Origin of the sequence: Microbacterium sp. (genome assembly GCF_044340635.1) — a bacterium.
In the GTDB taxonomy this organism is placed as follows: Bacteria; Actinomycetota; Actinomycetes; order Actinomycetales; family Microbacteriaceae; genus Microbacterium.
Genome location: NZ_JBIITF010000005.1, coordinates 135679 through 148389 on the forward strand (window position 1 = coordinate 135679; position 12711 = coordinate 148389).

Annotated in this window: 16 protein-coding genes; 7 read left to right on the forward strand and 9 right to left on the reverse strand. The window is 68.1% G+C overall.

Annotated elements, in window-relative coordinates:
* Window positions 1-2 precede the first annotated feature (2 nt).
* Together cydB and ACIQ0W_RS06700 are read right to left on the reverse strand one after the other, a co-directional pair.
* Complete coding sequence (gene cydB, locus ACIQ0W_RS06695; RefSeq protein WP_036298263.1) at window positions 3-1019, reverse strand: cytochrome d ubiquinol oxidase subunit II; 1017 nt, start codon at window positions 1017-1019, stop codon at window positions 3-5.
* Window positions 1020-1029: 10 nt separating this feature from the next.
* On the reverse strand, window positions 1030-2457 hold the full coding sequence (locus tag ACIQ0W_RS06700) for a cytochrome ubiquinol oxidase subunit I (RefSeq protein ID WP_396642004.1): 1428 nt from the start codon (window positions 2455-2457) through the stop codon (window positions 1030-1032).
* Window positions 2458-2681: 224 nt separating this feature from the next.
* On the opposite strand from ACIQ0W_RS06700, the gene moaA reads away from it, so the two are divergent.
* Window positions 2682-3764 (forward strand): GTP 3',8-cyclase MoaA, encoded by a 1083-nt coding sequence (gene moaA / locus ACIQ0W_RS06705; protein WP_036298267.1) that lies wholly within the window; start codon window positions 2682-2684, stop codon window positions 3762-3764.
* 4 nt (window positions 3765-3768) lie between these two features.
* Window positions 3769-4644, forward strand: a complete 876-nt coding sequence (gene fdhD / locus ACIQ0W_RS06710; RefSeq protein ID WP_100813357.1) for a formate dehydrogenase accessory sulfurtransferase FdhD — start codon at window positions 3769-3771, stop codon at window positions 4642-4644.
* A gap of 16 nt (window positions 4645-4660) precedes the next feature.
* Here the strand turns inward: fdhD and ACIQ0W_RS06715 are convergent, their stop codons facing one another.
* The 4 genes from ACIQ0W_RS06715 to ACIQ0W_RS06730 form a co-directional block, all read right to left on the reverse strand.
* Window positions 4661-5281, reverse strand: a complete 621-nt coding sequence (locus ACIQ0W_RS06715; RefSeq protein ID WP_396642005.1) for a winged helix-turn-helix transcriptional regulator — start codon at window positions 5279-5281, stop codon at window positions 4661-4663.
* A gap of 61 nt (window positions 5282-5342) precedes the next feature.
* Window positions 5343-5759 (reverse strand): arsenate reductase ArsC, encoded by a 417-nt coding sequence (locus ACIQ0W_RS06720; RefSeq protein WP_304689894.1) that lies wholly within the window; start codon window positions 5757-5759, stop codon window positions 5343-5345.
* A gap of 62 nt (window positions 5760-5821) precedes the next feature.
* A complete protein-coding gene (locus tag ACIQ0W_RS06725; protein WP_100813359.1) occupies window positions 5822-6331 on the reverse strand; it encodes a GNAT family N-acetyltransferase in 510 nt (169 codons plus the stop codon).
* On the reverse strand, window positions 6328-7665 hold the full coding sequence (locus ACIQ0W_RS06730) for an FAD-dependent oxidoreductase (RefSeq protein WP_100813360.1): 1338 nt from the start codon (window positions 7663-7665) through the stop codon (window positions 6328-6330). The genes ACIQ0W_RS06725 and ACIQ0W_RS06730 overlap by 4 nt, the downstream gene beginning before the upstream one ends.
* Window positions 7666-7748: 83 nt before the next feature.
* Here ACIQ0W_RS06730 and ACIQ0W_RS06735 point away from each other — a divergent pair, with 83 nt between their 5' ends.
* Both ACIQ0W_RS06735 and ACIQ0W_RS06740 read left to right on the forward strand, forming a co-directional pair.
* Window positions 7749-8126, forward strand: a complete 378-nt coding sequence (locus ACIQ0W_RS06735; protein WP_036298277.1) for a metalloregulator ArsR/SmtB family transcription factor — start codon at window positions 7749-7751, stop codon at window positions 8124-8126.
* Window positions 8123-8845 carry an aquaporin gene (locus tag ACIQ0W_RS06740; RefSeq protein ID WP_100813361.1) on the forward strand — a complete coding sequence of 241 codons (723 nt, stop codon included), beginning with the start codon at window positions 8123-8125 and terminating at the stop codon, window positions 8843-8845. The genes ACIQ0W_RS06735 and ACIQ0W_RS06740 overlap by 4 nt, the downstream gene beginning before the upstream one ends.
* Before the next feature lie 15 nt (window positions 8846-8860).
* On the opposite strand, the gene ACIQ0W_RS06745 is transcribed toward ACIQ0W_RS06740, so the two are convergent.
* Genes ACIQ0W_RS06745 through ACIQ0W_RS06755 form a run of 3 tightly spaced genes read right to left on the reverse strand, consistent with a single transcriptional unit; the run spans window position 8861 to window position 11142 of the window.
* Entirely contained in the window at window positions 8861-9814 is a 954-nt protein-coding gene (locus ACIQ0W_RS06745) for an arsenic resistance protein (protein ID WP_396642006.1), read from the reverse strand.
* A 12-nt stretch (window positions 9815-9826) separates the two neighbouring features.
* Window positions 9827-10444: a class F sortase gene (locus tag ACIQ0W_RS06750; protein WP_036298279.1), complete on the reverse strand. Its 618-nt coding sequence runs from the start codon at window positions 10442-10444 to the stop codon at window positions 9827-9829.
* Window positions 10441-11142, reverse strand: a complete 702-nt coding sequence (locus ACIQ0W_RS06755) for a CHRD domain-containing protein (protein WP_100813363.1) — start codon at window positions 11140-11142, stop codon at window positions 10441-10443. Before ACIQ0W_RS06755 ends, ACIQ0W_RS06750 begins: the two co-directional genes overlap by 4 nt.
* Before the next feature lie 199 nt (window positions 11143-11341).
* Here ACIQ0W_RS06755 and ACIQ0W_RS06760 point away from each other — a divergent pair, with 199 nt between their 5' ends.
* The 3 genes from ACIQ0W_RS06760 to ACIQ0W_RS06770 are packed head-to-tail and all read left to right on the forward strand — an operon-like array spanning window position 11342 to window position 12703.
* Entirely contained in the window at window positions 11342-11767 is a 426-nt protein-coding gene (locus tag ACIQ0W_RS06760) for an RNA polymerase sigma factor (RefSeq protein ID WP_396642007.1), read from the forward strand.
* 50 nt (window positions 11768-11817) lie between these two features.
* Window positions 11818-11964 carry a hypothetical protein gene (locus ACIQ0W_RS06765; protein ID WP_369122047.1) on the forward strand — a complete coding sequence of 49 codons (147 nt, stop codon included), beginning with the start codon at window positions 11818-11820 and terminating at the stop codon, window positions 11962-11964.
* A complete protein-coding gene (locus ACIQ0W_RS06770) occupies window positions 11948-12703 on the forward strand; it encodes a hypothetical protein (protein ID WP_396642008.1) in 756 nt (251 codons plus the stop codon). The genes ACIQ0W_RS06765 and ACIQ0W_RS06770 overlap by 17 nt, the downstream gene beginning before the upstream one ends.
* The last annotated feature ends 8 nt before the right edge of the window (window positions 12704-12711 follow it).

The following is a 12711-nucleotide window of genomic DNA, read 5'->3' on the forward strand; positions in this document are numbered from 1 at the left end:
CGTCAGTGCGCTGCTGCCTCCGCGGCGCTCTCGATGTGTGAGCGCGAAACACGGCGGCGGAACACCCAGTACGTCCAGCCCTGGTACGCCAGCACCAGGGGGAGGAAGACCAGCGCGGCCCACGACATGATCGTCAGGGTGTAGTCCGTGCTCGAGGCGTTCTCGATCGTCAGGCTGAACGCGGGATCCGTCGTCGAGGGCATGACGTAGGGATAGAGGGCGAACCACAGCGTGCCGACGGCCGAAACGACTGTCGCGGCGGCGAAGCCAAAGGCCCACCCCTCGCGATCACGCAGATTCGCGCCGACCGAGAGGATGAGGAACACGGCCGCGGCGATCGCCAACACCATGACCGGAACCTCGGGGTGCGCGATGACCGTCCAGAGCAGGAACGCGGCCGCGACGATGATGGTGAGGAATCCCGAGCGGGCGGCGAGCTTGCGAGCATCGTCGTGTACCTGGCCGTCGGTCTTCAGCGCCACGAAGCTCACGCCGTATGTGAAGAACAGCAGCAGGGTCGTCACGCCACCGAGAAGCGCGTACGGGTTGAGCAGCGTCAGCAGCGTGCCGGTGAACTCGAAGTCCTGATCGATGGGCACACCCTGCACGATGTTCGCGAACGCGACGCCCCAGAGCAGGGCGGGCACGGCGGATCCGACGACGATCATCGTGTCGAATCCCTTCTTCCAGCGCAGGCTGTCGCGCTGGTGGCGGTACTCGAACGAGACGCCGCGCAGGATCAGCGCCAGCAGGATCAGCAGCAGCGCGAGATAAAACCCGCTGAAGAGCGTGGCGTACCACTCGGGGAACGCGGCGAACAGAGCCGCGCCCGCGACGATCAGCCATGTCTCGTTGAGGTCCCAGACAGGCCCGATCGTGTTGATGATCTGGCGGCGTCCGATGTCGTCCTTGCCGAGGAAGGGAAGGGACATCCCGACACCGAAGTCGAATCCGTCGAGCAGGAAGTACCCGATGAAGAAGAATCCGATGATCCAGAACCAGAGGTAGGCGAGGTCCATGTCGATGCTCCTAGTAGACCGTCGTCGTGAGTTGGGGGGATCGGTCGCCGTCGGCGTCCGGATCATTCGGGTCGGGCAGCGGATCCGGACCCTTCTGCGCCGCCTTGAGGATCAGCCCGAACTCGACGACAGCGAGAGAGGCGTATATCGCGGTGAAGGCGATGAGCGATATGAGGACCGTCCAGCCCGGAACGTTCGGCGAGACTCCGTCCTCGGTGAGCATCAGGCTGAAGACGATCCAGGGTTGACGTCCCATCTCAGTGAAGACCCAGCCGACCAGGCTGCCGAGCAGCGGCAGGGGGGCGGCCCAGATCGCGACCTTCCACATCCACTTCGCGACGGGGCGCTTGGCGTTCTTTCGTGTCACCCAGAGGCCCGCGACGGCGATCAGGGTGGCCGCACCGCCCAGACCGATCATCCAGCGGAACGACCAGTAGGTCACCCAGATGATCGGCATGTAGCTGACGCCCTCGCCGAATTGCGTCTCGTACTGGGCCTGCAGGTCGTTGAGGCCCTCGACGCATCCGTCGAGCGTGTGTGTCGACAGGAATGACAGCAGGTATGGCACTCGAAGCGACCAGATCTCTTCCGAGCCGTCCGGTGTGCCGAGCGAGAAGATCGAGAACGATGCATCCGCGCCGCACGCGCTATTCCACAGCGCCTCGGCCGCCGCCATCTTCATCGGCTGCGTCGAGACCATCACGAGGCCCAGCTGGTCGCCCGACAAAGCCGTGCCCGCGAACGAGATGATCATGAACCAGAGGCCGAACCGGAGCGACGAGCGCATCGTGACGAGGTGCTGACCGCGCGAGAGGTGCCAGGCAGAGACCGCGATCACAACGGCTGCCGCGAACATCCATGCGGCGAAGATCGTATGGGGGAAGGCCGCGAGCACGACGGGGTTGGTCAGGACGGCACCGAAGTCGATCAGCTCGGCGCGTCCGCCATCCGCCGCCATCTGGTACCCGACGGGGTTCTGCATGAAGGCGTTCGCGGCGAGGATGAAGTACGCCGAGAGGGTCGACCCGAGCACGACCATCCAGATGGACGCGAGATGCAGGGCGCGGGGGAGTCGGTCCCATCCGAAGATCCACAACCCGATGAATGTCGCCTCGAAGAAGAACGCCATGAGACCCTCGAAGGCGAGGGGCGCGCCGAAGACATCACCGACGAAGCGTGAATACGCCGACCAGTTCATGCCGAACTGGAACTCCTGCACGATGCCCGTGACGACGCCCATCGCGAAGTTGATCAGGAAGATCTTGCCGAACAGTCGCGTGAGGTGCAGCCACTTCACGTCGCCGTTCCGGTGCCAGGCCGTCTGGAAGATCGCCACGACGAGCGCCAGTCCCAGAGTGAGGGGGACGAATAGGTAGTGATAGAGAGTCGTCAGGCCGAACTGCCAACGGGCGAGCAGCAGCGGGTCGAGAAAATCCATGGGCGACGCTCCTTCGGTGCGCGTCGGGCCACGTTGCACCGGTCACACGAGCTCGGGCTCCGTCCGACGCGGTAGTTCAAGGATCTCAGACGGAGGGATGCCGGGGGTGCTTCGCGGGCCGTGTAAAAAGAACGTGGCTCCGGCATCTTTCCCGGCCCTCTTCCGGGGACCCGCGGATAGGCTCGACCCATGCGTGTGTGCGGAAGACGAGGGGGCGGCGGCCGATGACCGCCGTGCCCGTCACGATCGCCCGCCGCGTCGAGCGCCCGGCTGGGGCCGCCGGTGATCCGGTGTCGGTGGCCGGCGCATCCGGTCCGCTGGTCGACACCCACGGTCGGGTGCACCGCGACATGCGTATCTCGCTGACCGACCGCTGTTCCCTGCGCTGCACGTACTGCATGCCCGAGCAGGGCAATGAGTGGCTGGCGCGCACGAGCATCTTGACCCTGGACGAGATCGAACGGATCGCGCGGGTCGGCGCCGCGGCGGGCATCACGACCTTCCGCCTGACCGGGGGCGAACCCCTTCTTCGTGCCGACATCGTCGATGTCGTGCGGCGCCTCGCCGCGATTGACAGCCCGGACGGACCCGTGCAGATCGCGATGACGACCAACGGTATCCGCTTGCCCGAGTTCCTCCCTGACCTCATCGACGCGGGGCTGCAGCGGCTGAACATCAGCATCGACACCATCCGGCGCGATCGTTTCCACGAGCTGACCCGCCGCGATCGCCTCGACGACGTGCTCGAGGGCATCGCCGCGGCCCAGGCATCCGGCCTCCGTCCCCTCAAGCTCAACGCCGTCGCCATGCGCGGCGTGAACGACGATGAGATCGTCGAGCTGACCGAGTTCGCGATCGCGCACGATGCGCAGTTGCGTTTCATCGAGCAGATGCCTCTCGACGCCGGGCACACGTGGGATCGCACATCCATGGTGACGCGGGAAGAGATCCTCGACGCGCTCGCGACCCGCTGGACGCTCGTGCCGATCCCGGGCCGAGGTGGCGCGCCGGCGGAGCGCTGGGCGCTGGACGGCGGCCCGCACACGGTCGGGGTCATCGCCTCGGTGACCGCGCCGTTCTGCGGTGACTGCGACCGACTGCGGCTGACGGCGGACGGGCAGATCCGCAACTGCCTCTTCTCGACCACCGAGTACGACCTGCTGCCCATCCTGCGCGCCGAGGGATCGAGTGATGCCGCCCTCGACGAGATGCTGCGATCAAGCGTGCGCGGCAAGCTGCCGGGGCACGCGATCAATGACCCTTCTTTCCTCCAGCCGCTGCGCGGCATGAACGCGATCGGCGGTTGACAGCATGGGACGCATCACGACCCGTCGTCCGGTGACGAAGATCACCCTCGGGGGTGAGCCGGTGCGCCGCTCCGACACCCTCGCGGTCGAAGAGCCGCTCGAGATCCGCGTCGGCGGCACGTCCCTCGCCATCACGATGCGTACGCCCGGCCACGATGTCGAGCTCGCGGCAGGCTTTCTCGTCTCGGAGGGCGTGATCTCGGCGGGGGAGCACTTCCGCGGGGCGATCCACTGCGGAGGTCCCGGTACGGGCGGACCCCTGGCGGGCAACACCGAGAACACCTACAACGTTCTCGACGTCACCCTCGCCCCGGGCGTCGCGCCGCCCGACCCCGACCTGGCCCGCAACTTCTACACGACGAGCTCGTGCGGGCTCTGCGGCAAAGCCTCGATCGAGGCCGTCGAGACCGTCTCGGTCTACGACGTCGCTGCGGACGCTGCGGTTCTTTCGGCCGAGATGCTGGCGACCTTCCCCGACAAGCTGCGGGAACAGCAGGCGGTCTTCGACAAGACCGGCGGGCTGCACGCTGCGGCGCTGTTCGACGCGAAGACGGGCGAGCTGGTCGTGCTGCGCGAGGATGTCGGACGCCACAACGCCGTCGATAAGGTCGTCGGCTGGGCGATCCTGAACGACAGGTTGCCGCTGTCGGGTCACGTGCTCATGGTGTCCGGACGCGCCAGCTTCGAGCTCGTGCAGAAGGCGATCATGGCGGGGCTTCCGATCCTGTCGGCCGTGTCCGCTCCCTCATCGCTGGCGGTCGAGCTCGCCGACGCATCCGGTCTGACCCTCGTCGGCTTCCTCCGCGGGTCGTCGATGAACGTCTACGCACGAGCGGACCGCATCCGGGTCCCGGCGATGCAGGAACTCACCACCGCCTGATCCCGTGGGTGTGGGCCTACGCCGTCGCGAGTTGAACGACGCAGTGCGTCGGGTCGCACGACGGCCGCATGCCTTCGACCACGAGCGGACCGCGCGCCTCGGCGAGCACGCCCCGCATGATGCCGAGGTGCACCGAGCAGAGCGTCTCGCGGTGGGCGGATTGGGCGGTTGCGTGGGGGCACGGAGTGAGATCGATCGTGAGGTCACGTTCGTTGATCAGCGGGTCGAAGCCGGACTCGCTGAGGTGATCGGCGATGGCGTCGAGCTGGTGCGTGCTCTCGGTGCCGAGTTCGCGAACGGATGTCCCGGTCCACGGCATGACGCGCCGCATGATGTCGCCGCGCTCGGCGGCCGCGCGCGCCTTGCGTCGGGCAATGGGGCTGGATGCCTCGGCCTCGCCGGTCGCCGCGCTGTAGAGCACCCGCGGCCGACCGCGCGTCGTGCGGTGCTCGGTCTCGCGCACGATGTGTCCGGCCTCGAGCAGACGCTCGAGGTGCTCACGGACGGTGTTGGGATGTAGCGCCGTCGCGGCCGCGAGGCCCGCGACGGTCTGCCGTGCTTCCACCTGAATGAGGTGCAGGATCTCGACCCGACTGTAGCTGGAGATCGCGCTATATCCGACGCTCGGGGTGCCCATGGCCCTATTATCCACGGCCCCGCTCGGGGGGTTCTGTGACTAAAGTCCTACGAGCTGTGGGTCAGGCAGACGTGCCCGTCGGCAGCAACTCCGCGATCAGGGCTTCGACGCGCGCGCGGATGTCATCGCGGATCGGTCGCACGGATTCGATCCCCTGGCCGGCCGGATCGTCGAGCTCCCAGTCCTCGTAGCGCTTGCCGGGGAAGATCGGGCAGGCGTCGCCGCAGCCCATCGTGATGACGACATCCGATTCGCGCACGGCCTCGACCGTCAGCACCTTCGGGGTGTTGTTCGCGATATCGATGCCCTCTTCGGCCATGGCGTCGACGGCGACCGGGTTGATGCTGTCTTTCGGAGCGGACCCGGCAGAGAGGACCTCGATCGAGTCGCCCGCGAGTGCGCGCAGGTACCCGGCGGCCATCTGTGAGCGGCCCGCGTTGTGGACGCAGACGAACAGGACAGTGGGCTTGTCGGTCATCGGGACTCGCTTTCTCTCGTCAGTAGAAGCATAGGCGAATATCTATGGATTGCGAACCGGTGTCAGTCCCGGCCGTTGATCTGGCTGCGGCGCTCGATCAGCACCGTGTCGCGCCAGTGACCCGTGTGTGGCCCCCGTCCCGAGCGCGCGATACGTTCGCGGCGGCCGACCGTGCGGAACCCCGCGCGCTCGTGCAGCGCGAGGCTTGCCGTGTTCTCGGGGAAGATGCTGGACTGGATGCACCAGACCCCAGCGTCCTCGGCGGCGTCGATGAGCGCCGAGAGCAGCATCCGTCCGACGCCGCGTCCGCGCGCCTCTCGCGAAACATAGACGGAATGCTCGATCACGCCACGGTAGGCGGCGCGGGTCGAGACGGGGCTTGCCGCGGCCCAGCCCAGGATCGTTCCGCTGTCGTCCGCGACGAGACGAAGGTCCGGCAGGCGGGACCCATCGAAAGAAGCCCAGGTCGGCACTTCGACCTCGAAAGTCGCCTCACCGTCTTCGATGCCTTCGCCGTAGATCCGGGCGACCGCATCCCAGTCCGAGGCGTGCATCGGGCGAACGGTCGTCATGTGCAGCAGGCTCCTCCTCCGATGTCGGTCGAGCACACCCCCGTGGTCGGCAGGGTGAGCGCGACCTGCAGCGCGCTCTCGGTATCGCCCGCGAGGTGCGCCGCGACCGAACGGACCTGCTCGTACCCGGTCGCGAGCAAGAACGTGGGAGCGCGTCCGTAGGACTTCATGCCGACGATGAAGAAGTTCTGCTCGGGATGAGTGAGCTCACGGAACCCGTGGGGCTCGACGGTTCCGCAGGAGTGTACGTTCGGGTCGATCAGGGGCGCGAGCCGTCGCGGCGCCTCGACGATGTCGTCGAGTTCGAGGCGGAGTTCGCGCAGCATGCCGAGGTCGGGGCGGAAGCCTGTCGCGTTCACGACCTCGTCGGTGCGGTGGGTCACGCTCTCGCCGCGTCGCAGCCCGACGAGCTCGACCCCGTTCTCAGCCTCGCCATGGCTCTCGGCCGCAGCGCGACGAGCCCCGACGATCTCGAACCCGTCGACGAGGTCGATGGCGCCCGAGCGAACCAGCTCCTCGACCCGTCCGCCGAGCTCGGCGCGACCCGCGAGCTCGTCGTCGGGCGCCGTCGTGACCCGTGCGGCTCGCGCGTTGCGGATCAGCCACGTGACGCGTGTGCCGGGCGCCTCGGCCGCGAGCTTCACCAGCGCGAGCAGCGTGTTCGCGGCGGAGTGTCCGGCGCCGACGACGGTCGTGTGCCTGCCCGCGAATCGCGCACGATCCCGGCCCAGTACATCGGGCAGCGCGGGCGAGACGCGATCGGCGACGTCGCCGAGGCCCAGGGGATCCAGCCCGCTCGAGCCGAGGCTGTTGGGTGTGCGGTACGTGCCCGAGGCATCGATCACCGCGCGGGCCGGGACATCCTCGATCGAACCGTCGGTGTGCCGAATGCGCAGGGCGAACGGGGTGACGGCGCGTGCCCGCGTGCGCGTGCGGTCCATGCCCTCGCGCGTTACGGCCAGGACCTCGGTTCCTGTCTGGGTGCGGGACGCGATCGCGCCGAGCTGGGCCAACGGCATCAGGTACCGCGAGACAAGCTCGGCGCCGGTGGGGATGCGGGATGCCGCTGGCGCCTGCCATCCGGATGCCTCGAGAAGCCGCCCCGAGGCGGGGTCGATGAGGTGCTCCCACGGCGAGAAGAGGCGGGTGTGTCCCCAGGCTCGGACGCTTGCTCCGACCTCGTCGCCCGCCTCGAAGATCGTGAAGTCGATGCCCCGCTCGGTCAGATGCGCGGCGGCCGCAAGCCCGATCGGTCCCGCGCCGATGATCGCGACGGGCAGAGTATCGAGACGGCTGGCGCGCGAGGTTCGCGGCGTGAGGTCGAGCAGGGTCATGATTCCCCTTGAATATCGATGGTGTTCGATGTCCGAGTATCCGCCGTCTATCGATGGGTGTCAATATCGATTAGCATCGATGCGTGACTCTTCTTCCCCTCACCGATGTATCCGTGACGGATGTGTCGGCACCCGCGTGCGGCACGGCGCTCGTTCGCGAGCCTCTTGATGCCGACCAGGCCATTGCGCTCGCGCACACCATGAAGGCCCTCGCCGATCCGGCCCGCCTTCGGTTGCTGTCGATCGTTGCGGCGTCGGAGGGTGCGGAGGCCTGCGTTTGCGACCTGACCGAACCGGTCGGGCTGAGCCAGCCAACCGTGTCGCATCACCTGAAGGTTCTTACCGAGGCGGGGTTCCTGACCCGCAGCAAGCGTGGCACGTGGGCGTACTACGGTCTGGTCCCGGGTGCCCTGGACCGCGTCTCGCGTCTGCTGATCGGGTCGGGCGGAGCGAGCTCGTGAGGGCGACCGTCCGCGCCGTCGGCGCGGAATTCCTCGGCAGCGCCCTGCTCGCGGCCATCGTCATCGGATCCGGCATCATGGCTGCCCAACTCTCACCCAGCGATGTGGGACTGCAGCTCTTCGAGAACGCCTTCGCCACAGCCCTCGGCCTGGGCGTGCTGATCCTGATCCTGCAACCGGTGTCGGGCGCCCACTTCAACCCCGTCGTGACCCTCGCCGACATCGTGCTGCACCGTCGTCCCTGGTCGGTTGCGGGTGTCTACCTCCCCGCACAGATCGCCGGATGCATCGCGGGGGCCATGCTCGCCAACCTGATGTTCGGGCGCGCTGCGGTGTCGTGGAGCACGACCGATCGCGCCGACGGCCCCCGCCTGCTGTCCGAGGTCGTCGCGACCGCGGGGCTGGTGTTCCTGATCTTCGCGCTGGTCCGCACGGGGCGCGGCAGCCTCGCGGCGCCCGCCGTCGGCGCCTATATCGGCGCCGCCTACTTCTTCACCTCGTCGACCAGCTTCGCCAACCCCGCCATCACGATCGGTCGAGCATTCAGCGACACCTTCGCCGGAATCGCCCCGACATCCGTGCTGCCCTTCATCGGCGCTCAGATCGTCGGGGCGGCCGTCGGTGTTGCCCTCGCTCTCGTGCTGTTTCCGCTGGCGAAACGTGCCCCCGACGGCGTGGATGTCGTCGGTGTCGTCGCGGAAGCGGGCCCGCGCTCCTAACGGCGACGCGAGAACCTATCGGCGACGAGAGAACGCCGCGACGAGCACCACCATCACGACCAGTTCGACGAGGGTCTGAGTGACCACGACGAGCGGGGTCAGCGCGAAGGCCGGTGGCAGGGCGAGCGCGAGCGGAAGTACGACGAGCGAGTTGCGCGTGACGCCGCTGAACACCACCGCTCGCTGCGCCGGCCTGTCGAAACGCGCGACCCGCCCGGCCATGCCCCCCAGCACCAGCATGATCACGGCGAAAGCGACGAAGAGGGGCACGACGGCGAGCAGCGGGCCGAGCGATCCGGTCACCGCCGCGACCTGCGAACCGACGACCACCGTGAGCGTCAGCATCATCAACGGCACCATCGCTGCGAGACCGACCGTGGTCAGCGCGCGCCCGAATCGCGTCCGAACCGCGAGCGCCTGCGTGATCGCCGCGAGAGTGAGGGGCAACACGATCAGCAACACGAAAGCCTCGACGAACGGCCGCAAATCGACGGATGCCGCAAACTCGGGCCCGACCATCACCCACAGGTAGAGGGGCAGCAGCGCCATCTGCGCGAGCATCAACAGGGGCGTCGCCGCGAGCAGCCGCTCCCTCGACCCGCCCGCGAGTCCCGTGAAGACGATGACGTAGTCGACGCACGGGGTGAGCAGCACGAGCAGCACACCGACCACCAGGGACTGATCGAACGCGACGAAACGCGACAGCCCGAATGCGATCGGGGGCACGATCACGAAGTTGAGGATCAGTACGGTGGCGACGAACCGCCCGTCGCGGAAGGCGCCGGCGAGCCGCGCGAACGGTACGCCCAGGAAGGTCGCGTAGAGGAGAAGCCCGAGCACGGGCGTGATCGCGACCTCGAGCGCGGGCGCCGCAGCCGGGAGTCCCAGCCCGACGGCCACACCGATCGCGATCGCGGCGAGGTAGAGAACGACCTGGTGCCGCTCTCCCCATTCGATGACCCGCGACATCCGCCCAGTCTGTCAGTCGACCCGCTCCGCGAAGACGACCCGGTTCTGGACATATGTCCGCGCGCCACGGTCCCAGTCGATGCAGGTGATCAGACGCAGCTCGTCCCGCAGTGACGCCCCGAAAACCCTTGCCGTCGGAAACTGCGCCTTCGCGTAATCGGCGACCTCGGTCACGACATATCGGAACCTCGTGCCCGCGACATCCGTCACACTCACCTCGTCGCCGGGGGCGAGCTCGTCGAGCCGATGGAACACCGCCGGTCCGTACCCGTCGTCCACGTGACCCGCGATGACGGTCGGTCCGGTTCCGCCCGGGCGTCCGCCGCCGGTGAACCATCCCAGCGCGTTGTAGTCCTCGGGCACCTCCATCTCGCCGGAGGCCTGGATCCCGAGATCGATCAGCGATTCATCGATGCCGATCGAGGGGATCACGACGCCCGCCGGAGCGAGCCCGACCGGTGGTGCCGGCAGCGGCTCCGCCACGGGTGTCGGCGTCGGGGATTCGGATGCCGCGGGTCTCGGCGAGACGGTCGGCGCCGGCTGTGCGGCCGGGGCGGACGCGCACGACGTCACGGTGAGGGCGACGACCAGCGCAACTGCACCGATCGCCGCCCACCGGTATCCGCTCACTCGGTACGCGCACGGCGGCGCAGCACGAACGCGGCTCCGCCCGCGGCGGCGAGGACGCCCGCTGTCGCGAGTCCGAAGCCGAGCATGTCGTTGCTCTGCGCGGTGCCCGCACCCGTCTCGAGGCCGCCGACCGGGACCTGGGTGAGCTGGCCGCGGACGACACCCGCGGCGAAGTCGACCGTGTGCGAATCGCCCGTGAAGCCGGCGGGGTTCGCCTCGATCTGGGCGAGCGTGAAGCCCGTGCCGGTGTCCGCACCGTTCGCCATCACGCCCGTGGTGAAGGGCCCCTGCAAGCATCCGGAGCTCGTTCGCGGGCCGTCACCGACGGGTGCCGGGTTCGGGAACGAGATGCGCGGCGGCCCGGCCTGCCCGGCAGCCGCCTCGTGGATGTGTGTGGCTGTCTTGGCCGGGCTCTGGTAGTCGCCCGAGACACCCGTGAGGGTGATGTCGTAGCAGATGATCTCAAGCTCGGAATTGATGCGGAAGGTGAACTCGCCCGCCGCTCCCGGCTGACCCGGCGTCGCCACGCCGTCGTTGTTGATCACCTGGTCGGGCGTCGCCATGACCGTGAACGCGCTCGTGAACGAATCCGGTTCGGGCACTTCGGTCTCGGCCGAGGCGGGTGCCGCGACGGCTGTCAGAGCGAGGGCGGCGCCCGCGATCGTACCGATGGTGAACGTGCGGGTGGAGGTCTTCATCGTCGTATATCTCCCTGTCCGAAGACGGAGGCGGAGTGCGTCCGTCGGGAGGGCATACGGCGCGAGCGGGATATGCGTTCATCGGGTTTCGCATTTCTTTCGAATCGGATGAACGGAGCACAGCACGGTGACGTACACCCTGGTGCACGCCCGCCGATCCGACCGGATCAGACCTGCGCGTGCGCTTACAGTGAAGGGAATGGTCGCCGTGACGGTGACGAGTCCGGCGGTGCGGAGCGGGAGTGTGATGAGCGGTCCCGACGTGATGCCCGGTCCCGACCCGATGCCCGGTGCCGACGGAGAGCGCGCCCGCTTCGATCGTCCCGAGTTCGACGTGGCCGCCGCCTACGACGCCCAAGGTCGTGTCCTGCTGGGATTCGCCATCAACGCGGTCCGAGACCGGGGGTTGGGCGAGGACTGTGTGCAAGAGGTCTTCCTGCGCGCGTGGAAGGCGCGCGCTCGCTTCGATCCCGCGCGAGCCAGTGAGCGAACATGGCTGTTCGCGATCGCACGAAACGTGATCGCCGATGCTCTGGCGGCCCGCGGGCGACGCTCGGCGGCGGCGCGGACCCCCTCGACGATCTCCCCGCGGTTGATGATGATCCCCTCGAACGACTCCGCTTGATCGAGGGACTCTCGAAGATCTCGGACGAGCATCGCGAGGTCGTTCTGGCCGTGCACGTCGACGGCCTGAGCTATGCAGAGTTGTCGAAACGAACCGGCATTCCCGTGCCGACCTTGCGTACGCGCGCCTTCTACGGGCTCAGAGCGCTGAGAGCCCACCTCGATGGACCGGAGGATTCTGATGTCGCACAACGATGACGATCGACGCGCGGAGCTGATTGCGGCAGCGCTCGCCGATGAGCTCAGTGCCCCGGAGCGCGCCGAGTTCGATGCGCTTCGCGCCGAGGACCCCACGATCGACAGCGAGCTCGCCGAGCTGCGTGACATCGCGGGGACGTTGAGCCTCGGCGCACCTGCTCTGACACCCTGGCTGAAGACCGAGCCGAGCGCCGATCTTCGCGCTCGCATCGAGGGGATCGGCGCTGGGTCTCCCTCGGTCGAGGCGGGCGCTGGTCCCTCCGATCGGATCGCCCGGGGTGGGCGGCACCGCACTGGTCGTCGACGTTCGGGTTCCCGCTCCGTCGGCGCTCTCGTCGCGGTGGGCGCGGCGAGCCTTGCGGTCGGCTTGGCCCTCGGCATCGGGATTCCGGGTGTGATCTCGGCGCCGCAATCCGGTCCTCCCGGCACGCTCGGCGCGATCGAGAGCATCGATGTCACCGGCGAACCCGAGGGCATGCTGATCGACGCCGAGCTCGTCGCGCACACCTGGGGCACCGAGGCCGTCGTGGATGCGTCGGGATTGGACGTCGGCGAGGTCTACTCGATCGTGATGCTCGCGGAGGACGGCGCGGAGTTCTCGGCCGGAGCGATGCTCGGCTCGGAGATCGCGATTCACTGCCGCGTCAACGCCGCGGTGCTGCGCGAAAGCGTCGTCCGGCTCGAGATCCGTGACTCGGACGGTGCTGAGGTGGCTGCAGCCGAGTTGCCTCAGGTCTGAAGGCCCCG

What these genes read in the sequence shown, in the direction of transcription:
- cydB (WP_036298263.1), bottom strand. Translation starts at nt 1,019, where the DNA reads ATGGACCTCGCCTACCTCTGGTTCTGGATCATCGGATTCTTCTTCATC.
- ACIQ0W_RS06715 (WP_396642005.1), bottom strand. Translation starts at nt 5,281, where the DNA reads ATGGGCACCCCGAGCGTCGGATATAGCGCGATCTCCAGCTACAGTCGG.
- ACIQ0W_RS06760 (WP_396642007.1), top strand. Translation starts at nt 11,342, where the DNA reads ATGGTCGCCGTGACGGTGACGAGTCCGGCGGTGCGGAGCGGGAGTGTG.
- ACIQ0W_RS06700 (WP_396642004.1), bottom strand. Translation starts at nt 2,457, where the DNA reads ATGGATTTTCTCGACCCGCTGCTGCTCGCCCGTTGGCAGTTCGGCCTG.
- ACIQ0W_RS06770 (WP_396642008.1), top strand. Translation starts at nt 11,948, where the DNA reads ATGTCGCACAACGATGACGATCGACGCGCGGAGCTGATTGCGGCAGCG.
- ACIQ0W_RS06730 (WP_100813360.1), bottom strand. Translation starts at nt 7,665, where the DNA reads ATGACCCTGCTCGACCTCACGCCGCGAACCTCGCGCGCCAGCCGTCTC.
- ACIQ0W_RS06720 (WP_304689894.1), bottom strand. Translation starts at nt 5,759, where the DNA reads ATGACCGACAAGCCCACTGTCCTGTTCGTCTGCGTCCACAACGCGGGC.
- moaA (WP_036298267.1), top strand. Translation starts at nt 2,682, where the DNA reads ATGACCGCCGTGCCCGTCACGATCGCCCGCCGCGTCGAGCGCCCGGCT.
- ACIQ0W_RS06725 (WP_100813359.1), bottom strand. Translation starts at nt 6,331, where the DNA reads ATGACGACCGTTCGCCCGATGCACGCCTCGGACTGGGATGCGGTCGCC.
- ACIQ0W_RS06755 (WP_100813363.1), bottom strand. Translation starts at nt 11,142, where the DNA reads ATGAAGACCTCCACCCGCACGTTCACCATCGGTACGATCGCGGGCGCC.
- ACIQ0W_RS06745 (WP_396642006.1), bottom strand. Translation starts at nt 9,814, where the DNA reads ATGTCGCGGGTCATCGAATGGGGAGAGCGGCACCAGGTCGTTCTCTAC.
- fdhD (WP_100813357.1), top strand. Translation starts at nt 3,769, where the DNA reads ATGGGACGCATCACGACCCGTCGTCCGGTGACGAAGATCACCCTCGGG.